The organism is Kitasatospora sp. NPDC088264 (assembly GCF_040685715.1).
Classification (GTDB): domain Bacteria; phylum Actinomycetota; class Actinomycetes; order Streptomycetales; family Streptomycetaceae; genus Kitasatospora.
In genome coordinates, this window is sequence record NZ_JBFBIR010000003.1 from 51,622 (window position 1) to 67,656 (window position 16,035).

Annotated in this window: 17 protein-coding genes; 8 read left to right on the forward strand and 9 right to left on the reverse strand. The window is 74.7% G+C overall.

Annotated features, from left to right (window positions below):
• Positions 1–141 precede the first annotated feature (141 nt).
• The gene (gene htpX / locus AB0O82_RS03780; RefSeq protein WP_350876984.1) at positions 142–1,005 is read left to right on the forward strand and encodes a zinc metalloprotease HtpX; all 864 of its coding nucleotides are present in this window, start codon (positions 142–144) and stop codon (positions 1,003–1,005) included.
• A 27-nt stretch (positions 1,006–1,032) separates the two neighbouring features.
• On the opposite strand, the gene AB0O82_RS03785 is transcribed toward htpX, so the two are convergent.
• On the reverse strand, positions 1,033–2,487 hold the full coding sequence (locus AB0O82_RS03785) for a PLP-dependent aminotransferase family protein (protein ID WP_363579969.1): 1,455 nt from the start codon (positions 2,485–2,487) through the stop codon (positions 1,033–1,035).
• Here AB0O82_RS03785 and AB0O82_RS03790 point away from each other — a divergent pair.
• On the forward strand, positions 2,486–3,391 hold the full coding sequence (locus tag AB0O82_RS03790) for a DMT family transporter (RefSeq protein ID WP_363579970.1): 906 nt from the start codon (positions 2,486–2,488) through the stop codon (positions 3,389–3,391). The two genes, AB0O82_RS03785 and AB0O82_RS03790, sit on opposite strands and share 2 nt — an antisense overlap.
• A gap of 47 nt (positions 3,392–3,438) precedes the next feature.
• Here AB0O82_RS03790 and AB0O82_RS03795 read toward each other — a convergent pair whose 3' ends face one another.
• Positions 3,439–3,978: a hypothetical protein gene (locus AB0O82_RS03795; RefSeq protein WP_363579971.1), complete on the reverse strand. Its 540-nt coding sequence runs from the start codon at positions 3,976–3,978 to the stop codon at positions 3,439–3,441.
• 306 nt (positions 3,979–4,284) lie between these two features.
• On the opposite strand from AB0O82_RS03795, the gene AB0O82_RS03800 reads away from it, so the two are divergent.
• Positions 4,285–4,710 (forward strand): BlaI/MecI/CopY family transcriptional regulator, encoded by a 426-nt coding sequence (locus tag AB0O82_RS03800; RefSeq protein ID WP_363579972.1) that lies wholly within the window; start codon positions 4,285–4,287, stop codon positions 4,708–4,710.
• A gap of 3 nt (positions 4,711–4,713) precedes the next feature.
• Positions 4,714–5,670 (forward strand): M48 family metalloprotease, encoded by a 957-nt coding sequence (locus tag AB0O82_RS03805; protein WP_363579973.1) that lies wholly within the window; start codon positions 4,714–4,716, stop codon positions 5,668–5,670.
• Positions 5,671–5,689: 19 nt separating this feature from the next.
• Here AB0O82_RS03805 and AB0O82_RS03810 read toward each other — a convergent pair whose 3' ends face one another.
• Positions 5,690–6,376 (reverse strand): NAD(P)H-dependent oxidoreductase, encoded by a 687-nt coding sequence (locus AB0O82_RS03810; protein WP_363579974.1) that lies wholly within the window; start codon positions 6,374–6,376, stop codon positions 5,690–5,692.
• A 73-nt stretch (positions 6,377–6,449) separates the two neighbouring features.
• Between AB0O82_RS03810 and AB0O82_RS03815 the strand changes: the two genes are divergently transcribed.
• A complete protein-coding gene (locus AB0O82_RS03815; protein ID WP_363579975.1) occupies positions 6,450–7,349 on the forward strand; it encodes a sigma-70 family RNA polymerase sigma factor in 900 nt (299 codons plus the stop codon).
• A gap of 42 nt (positions 7,350–7,391) precedes the next feature.
• On the opposite strand, the gene mug is transcribed toward AB0O82_RS03815, so the two are convergent.
• The 6 genes from mug to AB0O82_RS03845 all read right to left on the reverse strand — a co-directional run bounded on the left by mug (position 7,392) and on the right by AB0O82_RS03845 (position 13,879).
• Positions 7,392–7,934, reverse strand: coding sequence for a G/U mismatch-specific DNA glycosylase (mug, locus tag AB0O82_RS03820; RefSeq protein ID WP_363579976.1), 543 nt, complete (start codon positions 7,932–7,934; stop codon positions 7,392–7,394).
• On the reverse strand, positions 7,931–8,953 hold the full coding sequence (locus AB0O82_RS03825) for a phosphatase PAP2 family protein (protein WP_363579978.1): 1,023 nt from the start codon (positions 8,951–8,953) through the stop codon (positions 7,931–7,933). Before AB0O82_RS03825 ends, mug begins: the two co-directional genes overlap by 4 nt.
• A 118-nt stretch (positions 8,954–9,071) precedes the next feature.
• Positions 9,072–10,190 carry an aminopeptidase P family protein gene (locus AB0O82_RS03830; RefSeq protein WP_363579980.1) on the reverse strand — a complete coding sequence of 373 codons (1,119 nt, stop codon included), beginning with the start codon at positions 10,188–10,190 and terminating at the stop codon, positions 9,072–9,074.
• A 29-nt stretch (positions 10,191–10,219) separates the two neighbouring features.
• On the reverse strand, positions 10,220–10,657 hold the full coding sequence (locus AB0O82_RS03835) for a hypothetical protein (RefSeq protein WP_363579982.1): 438 nt from the start codon (positions 10,655–10,657) through the stop codon (positions 10,220–10,222).
• Complete coding sequence (locus AB0O82_RS03840) at positions 10,654–12,081, reverse strand: APC family permease (protein ID WP_363580291.1); 1,428 nt, start codon at positions 12,079–12,081, stop codon at positions 10,654–10,656. The genes AB0O82_RS03835 and AB0O82_RS03840 overlap by 4 nt, the downstream gene beginning before the upstream one ends.
• 415 nt (positions 12,082–12,496) lie before the next feature.
• The gene (locus tag AB0O82_RS03845; RefSeq protein ID WP_363579984.1) at positions 12,497–13,879 is read right to left on the reverse strand and encodes an MFS transporter; all 1,383 of its coding nucleotides are present in this window, start codon (positions 13,877–13,879) and stop codon (positions 12,497–12,499) included.
• Between the two features lie 138 nt (positions 13,880–14,017).
• Between AB0O82_RS03845 and AB0O82_RS03850 the strand changes: the two genes are divergently transcribed.
• The 3 genes from AB0O82_RS03850 (at position 14,018) to AB0O82_RS03860 (ending at position 15,969) form a co-directional block, all read left to right on the forward strand.
• The gene (locus AB0O82_RS03850; RefSeq protein ID WP_363579986.1) at positions 14,018–14,671 is read left to right on the forward strand and encodes a helix-turn-helix domain-containing protein; all 654 of its coding nucleotides are present in this window, start codon (positions 14,018–14,020) and stop codon (positions 14,669–14,671) included.
• A 42-nt stretch (positions 14,672–14,713) separates the two neighbouring features.
• Positions 14,714–15,205 carry a hypothetical protein gene (locus AB0O82_RS03855; protein WP_363579988.1) on the forward strand — a complete coding sequence of 164 codons (492 nt, stop codon included), beginning with the start codon at positions 14,714–14,716 and terminating at the stop codon, positions 15,203–15,205.
• Between the two features lie 212 nt (positions 15,206–15,417).
• Positions 15,418–15,969, forward strand: coding sequence for a hypothetical protein (locus AB0O82_RS03860; protein WP_363579990.1), 552 nt, complete (start codon positions 15,418–15,420; stop codon positions 15,967–15,969).
• Positions 15,970–16,035 lie beyond the last annotated feature (66 nt).

Sequence of the window (16,035 nt, forward strand, 5' to 3'; positions counted from 1 at the left end):
GCCGCCGCGGTCCGGCCCGGCGGGGTGCCGCGGTGGTGTCACGCCGGTCACAAGGGAACAAGGCCCAGGCCCCCACCCGTTGACCGGGCAAGAGGGACGAGGCAGAAAGGGCTTCCCCACCGCACCATTGGAGGGCCTGACGTGCACCGCCGGCACAACGGACTGAGGACCGCCGTCCTGCTCGGCGGCCTCTCGGCGCTCATCTTGGTGATCGGCGGATTCTTCGGCCGAACCGGCTTGGTGATCGCCCTGCTGGTCGCCCTCGGCACCAACGCCTACGCCTACTGGAACAGCGACAAGCTCGCGCTGCGGGCCATGCGGGCCCGGCCGGTCAGCGAGATCGAGGCGCCACGGCTCTACCGGATCGTCCGCGAGCTCTCCACCGCGGCCCGCCAGCCGATGCCGCGCCTCTACATCTCCCCGACCCCCGCGCCGAACGCCTTCGCCACCGGCCGCAACCCGCGCAACGCGGCCGTCTGCTGCACCGACGGCATCCTGCAGCTGCTGGACGAACGCGAGCTGCGGGGTGTGCTCGGGCACGAGCTGAGCCACGTCTACAACCGGGACATCCTGATCTCCTCGGTCGCCGGGGCGCTCGCCTCGGTGGTGATGTTCCTGGTGAACTTCGCCTGGCTGATCCCCTTCGGTCGCAGCGACGACGACGACGGGCCCGGCCTCTTCGGCATGCTCGCCATCATGATCCTCGGCCCGCTGGCGGCCGGGCTCATCCAGCTGGCCGTCAGCCGCTCCCGCGAGTACCAGGCCGATGCCGACGGCGCCCGGATCACCGGCGACCCGCTCGCCCTGGCCGGCGCCCTGCGCAAGCTCGACGCCGGCACCCGCCGGCTGCCCCTCCCGCCGGAGCCGCAGATCCAGACCGCCAGCCACATGATGATCGCCAGCCCCTTCCGCCCCGGCGAGGCCGGCGCCCGGCTCTTCTCCACCCACCCGCCGATGGCGGAGCGCATCGCCCGGTTGGAGCGGATGGCGGGCTACGGGCGCTGAGGCCCGCGCTCCGCGCGGGGCCGGAGGTCAGGCCGGCAGGTCCTCGTAGGCCCGGCGGAGGCGGTGGATCCCCTCGGCGGTGTGCGCGGAGCTCTCGGCGGCCGCGTAGCTGAGGCGCAGGTGCGGGGCCGGGGGTTCGGCCGCGTGGTACGGGCGGCCGGGGGTGACCTGGACGCCGGCGCGCAGGGCGGCGGCGGTGAGGGCGCCGTCGTCGACGCCGTCCGGGAGCCGCAGCCACAGGTGGTAGCCGCCGGGCCGGTAGGTGCCGAGCAGACCGGGCAGTTCGCGCTGCAGGGCGGCGACGGTGGCGGTGCGGCGGGTCCGCAGTTCCGCCCCGAGGGCGCGCAGGTGCCGGGCCCAGCCGGGGTCGGCGACCAGTTCCAGCGTCGCCTCCTGGAGCGGCCGGGGCACGAAGAAGCTGTCCACCACCTGGGTGGCCCGCAGCCGGGCCAGGGCCGGGCCGCGCGCGGTGAGCGCGCCGACCCGAAGATTGGGCGAGGCGGCCTTGGTCAGCGACCGCAGGTGCACCACGACCCCGTCCTGGTCGTCGGCGGCGAGCGGGCGCGGCAGCGCGGGGGCGTCCGCGTGGACGAGCAGGCGGGCGAAGTCGTCCTCGACGACGAACGCGCCGGCCGCCCGGGCGATCCGCAGCACCTCGGAGCGCCGGGTGGGGGAGAGCACCGCGCCGGTCGGGTTCTGGAACAGCGGCTGGCAGACGAAGACCCGCGCCCGGGTGGCCTCGAAGGCGTCGGCCAGCAGGTCGGTGCGCACGCCGTCGGCGTCGACCGGGACGGGGACGGGCCGCAGCCCGGCCGCGCGGACGACCGCCAGGATGCCCGAGTAGGTCGGCGACTCCACCAGGACGGGCGCGCCGGGCGCGGCGAGCGAGCGCATGGCCACGGTGAGCCCGCCCTGGCCGCCGGAGGTGATCAGGACGTCCCCGGCGCCGATCGGCCCGCCGGTGCCGCCGATGTCGCGGGCGAACCAGCCGCGCAACTCGGTGAGGCCGTCGGTGGGCGGCCGGTTCCAGGCGCCCGGGCGCCGTCCGGCCCGGGCGAGGGCGGTGGCCAGCAGGCGTTCGGGCAGCAGCGAGGCGTGCGGGTAGCCGCTGTTGAGGTCGATGACGTCGGGCGGGGGCACGCGGAGGGTGGCGAACACCGGGGCGGCCAGCAGGTCACGGGGGTCGGAGTCGGCGCTGAGCGCGACCTCCTGCCAGGAGAGGTCGCCGGGACGGGCGGCGGGCGCGGCGGTGCCGGCCGGGCGCCCGGCGAAGGCCGCCGCCCGGAACACCCCGGCGCCCGGCCGGGAGACCACCAAGCCCTCGGCCGCGAGGACCGCGATGGCCCGGGAGACCGTCACCGGGCTGACCTGGTGGCGCTCCACCAGCACCCGGCTGGACGGCAGCTTTCGCCCCTCCGGGTAGCGCTCGACCTCCCGTCGCAGCCTGTCGGCGAGTTCGGTCACACTGCTACGCTCGTTCATGACGGCACAAGATAGCGCTACCCGCCCGTCGGCGGTAGCACCGCGAAGCCCCGCCTCCGGCACCGCCCTGGCCGCCCTCGGGGTGGCCTCCTTCTCCCTCAGCTTCCCCGCCACCGCGTGGGCCCTGACCGGCTTCGGGCCGTGGACCGCGACCGGGCTGCGCGGCGCGCTGGCGGGGGTGCTGGCCGCGCTCTACCTGGCGGCCGTCGGCGCCCCGCTGCCGAAGCGGCGGCACTGGCCCGGCCTGCTGGTGGTGTCGGGAGGCTGTGTGCTGGGCTTCCCGCTGCTGACCACGCTCGCCCTGCGGACCTCCTCGACCGCCCACTCGGCTGTCGTCATCGGTGTCCTGCCGCTGGCCACCGCGGTGGTCGCGGCGCTGCGCACCGGCCGTCGGCCGTCCCGGGCGTTCTGGGCGGCGGCGGTGGCGGGGGCGGCGGCCGTCCTCGGCTTCACCCTGCTGCAGAGCCACGGTCGGCCGACCGTCGCGGACCTGCTCCTGTTCGTCGGGGTAGCGATCTGCGCGGCCGGGTACGCGGAGGGCGGGCGGCTCTCCCGGGACCTGCCGGGCGCCCAGGTGATCGCCTGGGCGGTGGTGGCCGCGCTGCCGGTGACGCTGCTGACCACCGCCCTCGCGCTGCCCGCCGAGCCGGTCCACCTCGGGGCGAAGGCGCTGACCGGGCTGGCGTACACGGCGGCGGTGTCGCAGTTCGGCGGGTTCGTGCTCTGGTACCGGGGGATGGCGGAGATCGGGGTGCCGAGGGCCAGCCAACTGCAACTCGCACAGCCGCTGTTGACCCTGGTCTGGTCGGTGCTGCTGCTGGGCGAGGACCTGCCCGCGGCCGCACCGGTCACGGCGGTGGTGGTGCTGGTCTGCATCGCGGTCACCCAGCGGGCCCGGACCTGAGGCGGGCCCGGAGCTGAGACGGTACGGGCGCGCGGGCCACCGGGTCGTCAGAGCGGGGTGCCCTCCTGGGGGCGGTAGACGCAGAGCGCGCAGATGATGAAGACGTCCAGTGCGATCACCACGAGCGACCAGAGCGGGAAGTACGGCAGGACCAGGAAGCTGTCGAGGGCACTCAGCGAGGTGAGGAGGATACCGGCGTAGCGGGCCCAGGCGGCGCCCTTGAGCAGGAACGCGCCGGTCACCGCGACCAGCACGCCGACGATGATGTGGACCCAGCCCCAGCCGGTGAGGTCGAACCGGAAGACGTAGCGGGGGGTGTGGACGAAGAGGTCGTCGTTGGAGACCGCCATGATGCCCCGGAAGGCCTCCATGATGCCGTTGATCAGCATCAGCACACCGGCGAACATCACCAGGCCGGGCGCCCAGTCGCTGAACTGGTTGCCCGGCGTCGGCTGCGGCGTGCCGGGGCCGGTGCGCCAGGTCTGCCCGGGCTGCTCAGGGTCGGTGCGCCGGGTCTGCCCGGGCTGCTCGGGGCCGGTGCGCGGGGGCTGCTCCGGCTGCTCGGGGTCGGGCGACGGGCTGCTCATGGACTCCTCCAGGGGCCGAACAGGCCTACGGGCGGACCGTACGGACTTCGACCGTCCGTCGGGCCGGGGCGCCGGGCAACCGGGCCGGGGCCGTTCGGGCGACGCGTCGTGCGGGCCCCGCGGTACGCCCGGAGCCCCGGCCCGGCGAGCGTGACGGGGGTCCGGGGCCGGGGTCCGGGAGCGGGGGTCGAGGGCGGTGGGGGCGGGAAGCCCGGCGCGAACCGGTTCGCGCCGGGCCCGCGCTCGTTAGGATGAGCGGGTGCCCCGCCGGCTCCGGGGCGCGGCATCCGGAGGGAGTGGGCCGTCATGGCAGACGAGAGGCACGCCTCGGCGGCCGCGGAAGCGCCCGTCCGAAGGCGCGGCCAGGGCGAGTTGGAGGCACAGGTACTCGCGGTGCTCCAACGGGCGCCCGGCCCGGCCACCGCGGGGTGGGTCCAGGAACGCCTGGAGGGCGACCTGGCGTACACCACCGTGATGACCATCCTGTCCCGGCTGCACGCCAAGAGCGCCGTCTCGCGGTCCCGTTCGGGCCGCTCCTACCTGTGGCAGGCCTCCTCCGACGCGGCCGGGCTGGCGGCCCTGCGGATGCGCCGGATGCTCGACGGAGAAGCGGACCGGGACGCCGTCCTGGCCAGCTTCGTGAGCGCGCTGCTCCCGCACGACGAGGACCTGCTGCGGGCGCTGCTGGACGCCGCGTCCGTCGATCCGGCAGCGGCCGACCGTGAGAGCTGACCCGTGGGCTTCTTCGTCTTCCTCCCGCTCATCCTGCCGCTGACCGCGGTGCCGATCGCGCGTCTCACCGAGCAGCACCTGCACCCGCGCGGTGCGGCCCGGCTGATGACCGTGATCAGCGCGGTGATGGCGGTGTGCAGTGTGCTCTGCCTCGGCCTGATCGGCGTGGTGGGCACCGCGCAGATCCCCGGCAACCCGCTGCCGGACAGCTGGTCCGACCCGGAGGTGCGGGCCGCGCTGCCGTACCACGAGACGTTCGGGACGGCCGCGATGTGGCTGCTGGTCCTGGTGGCCGCGGCCTGTGCCCGGACGGTAGGCCGGCATCTGCGGGTGCGCTCCCGGGCCCGGCGGGCGCTGACCGGGTTGCCGGCGGGGCCGGAGTTGGCCGGCGACCTCGCGGTGCTGCCGGACCGCAGCCCGTACGCGTACGCGCTGCCCGGTTCGCCGGGGCGGGTGGTGGTCTCCACCGGGATGCTGGCCGGGCTGCCCGAGGACGAGCGGGAGGCGCTGCTCGCGCACGAGCGGGCACACCTGCGCCACCGCCACCACCGGTACCTGCTGACCACCCAACTGGCCGCCTGCGTCAACCCGTTCCTGCGGCCGCTGCAGTACGCGGTGGCGTTCAGCGCGGAGCGCTGGGCGGACGAGGAGTCGGCGCAGGAGGTGGGGGACCGCCGGATCACCGCCCGGGCGGTGGCCCGGGCGGCCCTGGTGTCGCACGCGGCGCCGGCGCCCGGCTTCGCGGCCTTCGCCGCCCCGGCGCCCGCGCCCGGCCCGGTGCCGCGCCGGGTCGCCGCACTGCTCGGCCCGGTGCCGACGTCCCGCAACTGGCCCCCGGCGAAGACCCGGGCGGGCCTGGCCGCGATGGTCGCCGCGGCCGGTACGGCGGCGTCGGCGCTGTGCGCGCTCAACGCCGCCGTGGCCCTGCTGGTGGTGCTGAAGGCCGTCACCCCGCTGTAGACCGGGTGGATCAGGCAGATCAGGCAGTGGCGAGCGCGTCCAGGGCGGCCTCGGCGTCGGCCAGGGACTTCGCGGCGATCGGCTGCAGCCCGGCCAGGGCGGGGATGTCGTCGGCGCGGGTGAGTTCGGCCGGGACGATGTGCAGGTGCTCGGCCGGGACGCCGAGCCTGGCGAAGTAGGCCCGCAGGTACGGGGTCTGGAAGTCGAAGGCCTCACGCGGGGTGCCGGGGCCGTAGCCGCCGCCGCGGGCGGCCGCGACGACGACCCGGGTGCGGCGCAGCAGGCTCTCGCCGGTGGCCGGGTCGGTGTAGACGCCGGGGAAGCTGATCCGGTCGATCCAGGCCTTGAACACGGCCGGGACGGTGAGGTTGTACATCGGCACGCCGAGCAGCACGGTGTCGGCGGCGAGCAGCCGGTCGACCAGCGGGTGGGTGAGGGACCACTCGTGTTCCTCGTCCGGGCCTTCGGCGAGGGCGGCGATGTCGGAGGCCGGGATGGTCCCCTTGCGTTCGACGCGGCGGCCGAGCATGGCGTACCCGGCGCCGATCGTGGCGACCGGCTCGGCGGCGAGGTCCCGGTAGACGTACCGGCCGGCGGAGCCGTGCCGGGCGCGCCAGGCGGCGGCGAACCGGGCGGTCAGCGCGCGGCTGACCGAGTCGCCGAGGCTGATGCTGGAGTCCAGGTGCAGCAGGGTGGTGGTGGTCACAGCGTTCTCCCGTCACTTCGGTGGTGGGTGGATCGTCATCGGTGTGACGGGCGGGGCCGAGGAAAGGTGACCGATGGACCGGGACGAGGTGCTGGCGGCGCGGTTCGAGGCCGAGCGGGGGAGGCTGCGGGCGGTCGCCCAGCGGATGCTCGGGTCGACGGGCGAGGCGGAGGAGGCCGTCCAGGAGGCGTGGCTGCGGCTGGACCGGGCCGGCCCGGACGAGGTGGACAACCTGTCGGGCTGGCTGACCACGGTGGTGTCGCGGATCTGCCTGGACGTGCTGCGGGCCCGCGCGGTGCGCCGCGAGGAGCCGACCGGTGACGCGTTGCCGGCCGGTCTGCCGGACCCGGCGGCCGGGGCGGGGGCCGAGGGCGCGGACCCGGAGCGGGAGGCGCTGCTGGTCGACTCGGTGGGCCGGGCGCTGCTGGTGGTGCTGGACCGGCTGGGGCCGGCCGAGCGGGTCGCCTTCGTGCTGCACGACGGTTTCGCGGTGCCGTTCGAGCAGATCGCGCCGATCGTCGGCCGGACCCCGGTGGCCGCCAAGAAGCTGGCCAGCCGGGCCCGGCAGCGGGTGCGCGGGGCGGCCGTGCTGCCGCCGGAGCGGCTGGCCGGGCACCGGCGGGTGGTGGAGGCGTTCCTGTCCGCCGCCCGGGGCGGGGACCTGGCCGCGCTGCTGGCGGTGCTGGCGCCGGACGTGGTGCGCCGGGCCGATCCGGCCGCGCTGCCGGCCGGGCGTTCCCCGGTGGCCCGGGGCGCGGAGACGGTGGCCCGGGAGACGACGGTGTTCGGCCGGCGGGCCCGGTTCGGCGCGGTGGCGCTGGTGGACGGGGTGCCGGGGATCGTGATCGCCCCGGGCGGGCGGTTGCTGCTGGTGCTGCGGGTGGCGGTGGCGGACGGCCTGGTGGCCGGCTACGAGGTGGTCGCCGACCCGGAGCGGCTGGCCGCCCTGGAGCTGGCCGTGCTGCCGGAGTGACCGGGTCGCGCCACCGGATCCGGCGGCCCCCAGCCTCAGCCGTCAGCCGTCCAGCGCGTCCCGGAGCCGGCGGAACTCGGCGGCCAGCCCGTCCAGCGTGTAGTGCGCGTTGAGCCCGCTCGGGTTGGGCAGCACCCACACCTCGGTGTCGCCGATGCCCTCCGGCTGGCGGCCGATCGCGGCCCGCCGCTGCCCGAAGGCCGTCCGGTAGGCGCCGATGCCGAGCACGGCCAGGACGCGCGGGCGCAGCCGCAGCACGCGTTCGGTGAGCGCGGCGCCGCCCTCGCGCAGTTCCTCGGCGGTCAGTTCGTCGGCCTTGGCGGTGGTGCGCGGGGCGACGTTGGTGATGCCCAGGCCGAGCGCGGGCAGTTCGCCCTGCTCGTCCGGGCGGAACTGGCGGGTGGTGAAGCCGGAGCGGTGCAGGGCGGGCCAGAAGCGGTTTCCGGGGCGGGCGAAGTGGTGCCCGGTGGCGCCGGACCACAGGCCCGGGTTGATGCCGCAGAACAGCACCCGCAGTCCGGGCCCGGTGACGTCCGGGATGGTGGTGTCCTTGGCCGCCTGGAGCTGTTCGGCGGTGGGCTTCACGGGAGGGAGGGGCTGGTTCGGCACCCGGCCAAGTCTGCCCGTTCCCTGATGAGCCGGGTACGCCGGTTCCGTAGCCAGCGGAGGCCGAACACCACCAGCGCCGCGTACGCCCAGCCCGCGAAGATGTCCACGATGAAGTGCTCGGCGCCGTACACCAGGGTGAACGCCATCGCGAGCGGATAGGCGACCAGCAGCGCCCGCAGCCAGGGGCGGGCCGTCGGCCAGAAGAAGAACAGCAGCATCGCCGGGTAGGCGGAGTGCAGCGAGGGCATCGCGGCGACGTCGTTGGCGAACTGGCTGCCGTTCTCGACCAGCGAGTTGGCCTGCGGCAGCCCGCTCGTGGAGATCACGTCCCATACGACCCGGGTGAGCCCCGGCAGGTGGCCCTCCTGGGCGACCAGCCACGGCGGGTCGGCCGGGTAGAGCAGGTACGTGGCGAAGCCGGCGAAGGTGAGCCGCAGGTAGCAGGCGAGCAGTTGCCGGAACCGCTCGTGCCGGCGCCGCCAGAGCACCGCGAGCAGGACGAAGACCAGGAAGAAGTGCGAGAGGTAGATGACGGTCGCCGCGTAGTCGTACCAGTGCGGCGAGCCGGGCGTCCACAGCGCGTGCTGGAGCCGGACGGTCCAGGTCTCGCCGAAGCCGAGCACCTCGTCGGCGCGCAGTTGCGGCAGCCAGTGCGGGGCCCACGGGGTGTGCGCGCCGTAGCCGCGCAGCAGCGAGTACGTCCAGACCGCGGCCATCACCGGCACCCAGTCGCGCAGTACCAGCAGGAAGCCGCGTCGGCCGTGCCCGCTGTGCACGGCCGCCGTCAGCAGGGCGCCGATCAGCCACAGGAACACCACGTCGTTGGCGAAGGCCATGCCCTGGGTGCGCAGGTACCAGACGAGCGCGGTCAGGTAGACCGGCCAGGCCAGCAGCCGGAGTCTCGACAGACCGGTACGGCGGGGGCGGGCGGTCACGGGTCGCAGTCGCCCGGCCCGCGCCGGGGTGGGCGGGGCCGGGCTGAGCAGCTTCGTCATGCTCACCGAAACTACCAACGCAAACTTGGAGGACTCTGGGTGAACCATGACCGCCTCGTAAGAAAGTCGCACAGTCGGACCGCCGTTCTGGCGGCGGAGCAGCGGGGTGACGGCCCCGTCATGAGACGAAGCCCAGCTCGTGCGGGGTGTTGTTGAGCCGGCGGCCGCCGGTGGGGGTGACGGTGACGATGTCCTCGATCCGCACCCCGAAGCGGCCGGGCAGGTAGACGCCGGGCTCGATGGAGAAGCACATGCCGGACACCAGCGGCCGCTCCTCGCCCTCGACCAGGTACGGCGGTTCGTGCGTGGTGATGCCGATGCCGTGCCCGGTGCGGTGGATGAAGTACTCGCCGAAGCCGGCCTCGGTGATCACCCGGCGGGCGATCCGGTCGATCTCCTGGCAGCTGACCCCGGGTCGGACCGCCTCGAACGCGGTCTGCTGGGCGAGCCGGACCACGTCGTGCACCTTCTGGACCTCCGCCGGCACCTCGGTGCCGACGTGCACGGTGCGGGTGGTGTCGGAGCCGTAGCCGTCCTTGAGCCCGCCGAAGTCCAGCACCACGGTGTCGCCGGGCCGGATCACCCGGTCGCCGGCCTCGTGGTGCGGGTCGGCGCCGTTCGGGCCGGAGCCGACCACGGTGAAGTCGACCTGGCTGTGCCCGTACTTGATGAGCAGTGCGCCGAGGTCGGCGGCGACGTCGGTCTCCCGGCGGCCGGCGAACTCGACCTCCAGGATGCCCCGGTAGGCGGCGTCCGCGGCGCCGCCGGCCGCGGCCAGCCGCTCCAGCTCCTCGGTGCCCTTGACCGCGCGCAGCATCGGCAGGGTCTCGGTGAGCGAGGTGAAGCCGGTGCCGGGCAGCGCGGCCTGGAGGCCGAGCAGGTGCATCGCCCAGGCGTTGTCGGAGATGCCGTACCGCCCGGCCGGGTCGAGCAGCGGGCGGACGGTGGCGTACGGGTCTTCGCCGTCGGTCCAGTCGAGCAGCCGCAGGGCCGGGGCGCCGGCCGCCCTCTTGGCGTCCGGGCGCTCCAACCTGGGGACGATCAGCGCGGGTGCGCGTCCGGCGGTGATCACCAGGGCGGTGAGCCGCTCGGTGATCGCGGTGGGCTGGTAGCCGCACAGGTAGACCAGGTCGGGGCCGGGGGCGACGACCAGGCCGGACAGTCCGGCGGCGGTCGCTTCGGCGGCGGCCCGGGCCGTCCGGGCGGTGTAGTCCTCGGTGGTGAAGGGTCGAGGCACGGTCGGGTCCTCCTCGAAGGCCGGGCGGGCTACTTGCGGACGGTGTCCTGCAAGTTGAGGTCGTCGATCTTGTCCTGGATCTCGGCGAGCCTGCCCGGGCAGTACACCGAGAGCACGATCGCCTCGGCCCGCACCGCGTCGCGGTCGGACAGCACCGGCCGTTGGCCCGGCCCGTCGGCGCCGTTGGACATGCCGGACGTCCACTGCGCCTGGGTCAGGGCGTTCGACGGGTTCGCGCAGACGGCGCCGCCGTCCTCGCCCAGGGTGTGCACGATCTGGTCCCGCGCGGGCACCGGATAGCCGGCCGAACCCAGCGCCCGGGCGAGCTGCCCGGCCTTGCGGTCGGCCTGGTCGGTGGCGTGCAGTTGGGTGAACGAGAGCAGGCCGGTGATCAGCATCGCGACCAGCAGCCCGATCGCCCCGAGATAGATCCAGCGGTGCCGGGAGGCCATCAGGCTGGTGGTCATGCCGCACCGCCCGCGGCGCCGCGCAGCTCGGCCGACTCCTGCGCGGCCAGCTCCGCCGCCGCCTCCGGGGAGCGCCAGCCGGGCTTGCGCAGCCGTAGGAACAGGTACGGGACCAGCAGGCCGAGGACCAACAGGCCGCCGCCGACGATCCCGATGTACGTCCAGACGCTGCCGCTGCCGAACTGGGACGACGGTACGAAGCCGATCGCCATCGCGCACGCCGAGGCGAGCAGCCCGACCACGCAGATCGGTACCAGCGCCGGGGCCCGGTAGCCGCGCGGGTGGTCCGGCCGGGTGCGCCGCAGCCGGATCGCGGCGGTGAACATCAGCAGGTAGACGATCAGGTACACCTGCGTGGTGATCACCGAGAAGATCCAGTACGCGCTGGAGACGTTCGGGATCAGCGCGTACAGCAGGGCGATCGCCGTGGTGACCACGCCCTGGGCGACCAGCAGGTTCTGCTGGACGCCCTCCCGGTTCAGCCTCTGCAGGAACGGCGGCAGGTAGCCCTCCTGCCGGGAGATCATCAACAGGCCCTTGGACGGCCCGGCCAGCCAGGTCAGCATGCCGCCGAGCGAGGCCGCGATCAGCGCCACCGCGATCACCGGGGTGAGCCAGCCGATGTCGAAGTACTGGAAGAAGGCGTCGAAGGCCTGCATCACGCCGGCCGTCAGGCTCAGCTCGCTGGACGGCACCACCCAACTGATCGCCAGCGCTGGCAGGATGAAGATCAGCAGCACCATCGCCGACGCGGTGAACATCGAGCGCGGGAACTCCCGCGCCGGATTGCGCAGCGAGGAGACGTGCACCGCGTTCATCTCCATGCCGGAGTAGCTGAGGAAGTTGTTGACGATCAGCACCAGGCTGGCCAGGCCGGTCCACTGCGGCAGCAGGTGCGCGGAGTCCATCGGCGCGGCGGAGCCGTTGCCCTGGCCGAGGAAGACGAAGCCGAGCACCACCAGCAGTGTGCCGGGGATCAGCGTGCCGATCACCAGGCCCATCGAGGACAGGCCGGCCACGGCCTTCGTCCCGCGCGAGGAGACCCAGACGCCGGTCCAGTACAGCACCATGATCACCACGGCGGTGTACGGGCCGTTGCTGGCCAGCCTCGGGTTCACCACGTACGCGATCGTCGATGCCACGTACGCCAGCAGCGACGGGTAGTAGAAGATCGTCATCGCGAACTGGCACCAGACGGCGAGGAAGCCCAGCGGCTTTGACAGGCCCTCCGAGACCCAGCGGTAGACGCCGCCCTCCCAGCCGGACGCCAGCTCGGCGGAGACCAGCGCGGTCGGCAGCAGGAACACCAGCGCCGGGACGAGGTAGAGGAAGACGCAGGCCAGGCCGTAGACGGCCATGGTCGGGGCGGAGCGCAGACTGGCCACCGAACTCGTGGTCATCAGGGCGAGCGTCAGCCAGGACATCCGGGGTGCGGTGACCACCCGGGCGGCCACCGCGCCGGTCCGCTCGCGGGTGGTCGGGCCGTCGGGGCTCCTCGGGCCGTCGGGGCTCCTCGGGCCGTCGGGGCTCCTCCGGTCACCGGGGCCTCCCCGGCCGCCGGGGTCGCCCTGGTCACCGGGGCTGCTCGGGTCACCGGACCTGCTGGGACCGTCGGGGGCGGCGGCCTCGCCGGGGCCGCCCCGGCCGGGCGAGGGCGCGTCCGTGGAACCCATCTGTCCTCCTCCGGTACGGCCCCGGCCGGCTGCGCGACGTCCGGGCGCGCGGCGCCGCGGGCGCGGACGCCGCCCGGGAGGGGCCCCGGGGCGGGCCGTACCCGGCCAGTTCACCCGGTTGCCGAGGCCGCCGCATGCGGCGTGCACCCGCGCGGGTGAGCGACTGTCAGGGGCGGGCCGCCGGATCCTGCGGCGCCGGCCAGGCGGCGCGGCGCAGCGTACGGCTCGCGGTCGCGGGCAGCAGGGCGGCCGCGAGCAGGACGCTGATCGCGGCCAGCGCGACGGCGGGGGAGAGGTGGTCCAGCAGCAGGCCGCTGCCGAGCGTCCCGGCCGGCATGCCCGCGGTCAGCAGCGTCATGGTCGCCGCGATCACCCGGCCGCGGAGCTCGTCCGGCACCTGCTGGAACACCAGCAGGTCCAGCATCACCCGCAGGGCCGGAACGCCGATCCCCACCACGAACAGCGCGGCGAACACGGTGGCCACCCCGCCCGGCAGCAGCGGCGCCAGCGTCACCGGCACGGCGGTCCAGGCCACCACCAGCAGCAGGACGCCCGGCCCGGCCAACCGGTGCAGCCGGGACACCAGGACCGCTCCGGCCAGCGCCCCCACCGCCTCGCCGGCCAGCGCCAGGCCGATCCCGGCGCTGCTCGTGCCCCCGTCCCGCAGCAGCACCATCACCGGCAGCATCAGGGCCGTCCCGGCGAAGTTGACCACCAGCAGGACGGCCAGGGCGGAGCGCAGCAGGGGGGCGGCGGCGAGCAGGCGGAACCCGGCCAGGGCGCCGCCGGACTCGGGGGCCGGTTCCGTGCCGCCCGGTTCGCGGTTCGGCTGTGTGGCGGTTTCGCCGCTCGGCTGTGCGTCGGCGGGGCGGCCGGGGAAGCGCACCACGAGCGCGGCCACCAGCGCGAGCAGGGAGGCGAGCGCGGTGCCGAGGAACGGCACCGCGCTGCCGAGCCCGTACAGGAAGCCGGCCAGCGGCGGACCGGCCAGCGAGGCCCCGGTCATCCGGGCCTCGTCCTGGGCGAGTGCCTGCGGCAGCTGCTCCGGCGCCACCACCGAGCGCAGCGCCAGCAGCCGGATCGGGCCGCTGTACGCGATGGTCGCCCCTACGGCGGCGGCGACGAGCAGCAGGTGGGCCAGGGTCAGCCGGTCGAAGGCCATGGCCACCGGGACGGTCGCCGTGACGAGCAGCCGGGCGGCGTCGGAGGCGATCAGCACCCGGCGGCGGTCGAGGCGGTCGGCGACCACGCCGCCGTGGACGCCCAGCAGCAGGGTCGTGATCATCTGTACGGCCCCGAAGGCCCCGGCGGCGGTGGAGGAACCGGTGAGCGCGAGGACCAGCAGCGGGAAGGCGGTGTCGCCGACCCGCATGCCGAGCGTCGCGGCGGCCTGGCCGGCCCAGAGCGCCTGGAAGCGGAAGTTCCGTCGCAGCGGGACGGGCGGCGTGGCCGTCGCGGCCTTCGCTGCCGTCTCCCCTGCCCCCGCTGCCGCCTCTCCTGCCCCCGCTGCCGTCCTCGACTCGTCAGCCGCCGTTCTGTTCCCCGCCATGGCCCACCCCGCTGTTCGCGCTTCCGACATCATTCACGTTGTCGTGAATGATGTCGGAAGCATGATTGGTTGCGCAAGGGTGAGCGCTCACCAGAGCGTGATTGCGTGCGGCGCGGCCGATCTGCCAAGGTGGTGCCCGTGGCCGAGCACGATCTGGAACCCGCCGACGGCGGCGAGCAACCCACCACCTGGGTCAAGGAACGCCAGGTGGCCGACGTCGCCGTGCTCAAGGCGCTGGCCGACCCGCTGCGGCTGGCCATCCTCGGCGCCCTGAAGTCCGGCGAGGAGCGCCCGCTCACCGCCAAGGAGATCGCCGCCGCGCTCGGCGAACCGCAGACCAAGCTCTACCGCCACATCAAGCAGTTGGAGAAGGCGGGGCTGGTCATCGTGGCCGGCACCCGGCTGGTCTCCGGGATCGTCGAGAGCCGCTACGCCGCCGCCCAGGAGTCGATCCGGCTCGCCCCGGAGATGTTCACCGCGGACTCCCCGGGCCGCTCCGAGGCGTACGACGCCATCCTGGCCGCCATGGACCGGGTCCGCGGCGACTTCCGCGCCCAGGTCCTCGGCGGGCGGCTGGACTTCAGCTCGCCCCGGGACGGATCGGTCGGGCCGCCCGGACTGTTCGTGCACTCGACGCTGCGGCTCAGCCCGGACCGGCTGATCCGGCTGCGGACCCAACTCGCCGCAGTCATCGACGAGCTGAACGAGGAAGCGCCCAGCACGGCCGAGGACGCGGTGGACGTGACGGTCTTCACCCTGCTCTACGGACTCCAGCCGGGCACGGAATCATAAACTCCGCGCCGACTGTCGGTGCGGTGGGACACGATGACCGGCATGTCCTATGAACTCCAGGCCCTGATAGGAACATTCGAGCTGTTGGCGGTGGCCGCGGCGGAAACCTCGACGGCCCGGGTGGTGCCACTGGCGCAGGGTCTGGCCCTGATACCGGTCACCCCCGCGGTGCTCTCCGCCCTCCAGACCGACGACGGCTCGACGAAGCCCGCCGAGGGGGCCGGCTTCGGCTGGCACCCGGGCGGCTTCGAACTCCGGCTGGCCGCCTGGTCCAAGGCCGGCCCGATCGCCTGCGTCGAGGCCGAGTACTTCGGCGGCAGCGGCACCCAGCGCGCCGCCGTCTGGGAGGACGGCCGGATCGTCCTCGGACCGCTCACCAAGGGAGAGTTCGAACCCTTCCCGCCCGAGGGCTCCCCGATCTCCCGCGCCCTGCGGCGGATCGGCGCCCGCACCGAGGCCGGCCGGGTGGACGAGTTCGAGTCCGTCGGCCTGTCCGCCCACCGCGGCACCAGCGGCTGGGCAGCCGCCGACTGACCCGCCGCCGACTGACCCGTCGACGACTGAGATGCCGACGACTGAGATGCCGTCGGATGACTCGCCGTCGGGCGGCCCATCGCCGGATGGCTCATCGTCGGCCGGCCGTCGCGCGTCGTTCGGCGTAGCTGCGGTGGCTGCGTCAGGAGTGCTGCCCCACCGTGTGAAGCAGGCGATCCCGCCTGACTCGCACTTGAGAGGGAGCAGCACCCATGCGTGCCACCCGGATGGTCGCCGCGCTGATCGCGGCCCTCGCGCTGACCGTGGTCACCACGGCGTTCGCCACCGCCGCCGACCGCCAAGCCGAGGCCCCGCGCACCACCCTCGCCTCCGCCCCGAACCCCGCCGCCATCCCGGCGCCCGCCGACCTGGTGGTTGCCGCCCCGCTCCTGCCCCCGGACCTGGCCCTGCCGACCGTTCCGGTGCCCGCCGCCCCGGCCCCGCCCGCCGTCCCGGCCCTGCCCGCGACCCCGGACCCGAGTGCGGCCCTCGGGGCTCTCGGCGACGTCATCAACCAGATCGCCGGCCTGCTCTCGGAGGCCACGTCCACCACCCCCGACCCCGCGGCCGTCCAACAGCTCGTCGCCACCCTGCAGGCCACCCTGCAGAGCCTGATCGCCCAGCTCCCGGCCGCCCCGGCGGTGACCGCCCCGACCCTGTCCAAGACCTCCGGCCCGGCCACCCTGCTGGACCAGCTCGCCACCCTGCGCGCCCAGGCCCAAGCCCTCGCCACGGCCACCCACCCCCGCCCCGCCGCCGGCTGACCCCACCCACGCGAAAGGCCCCGCCCCCTGGAGCTCAAGCTCCCGGGAGCGGGGCCCTGCCGCACA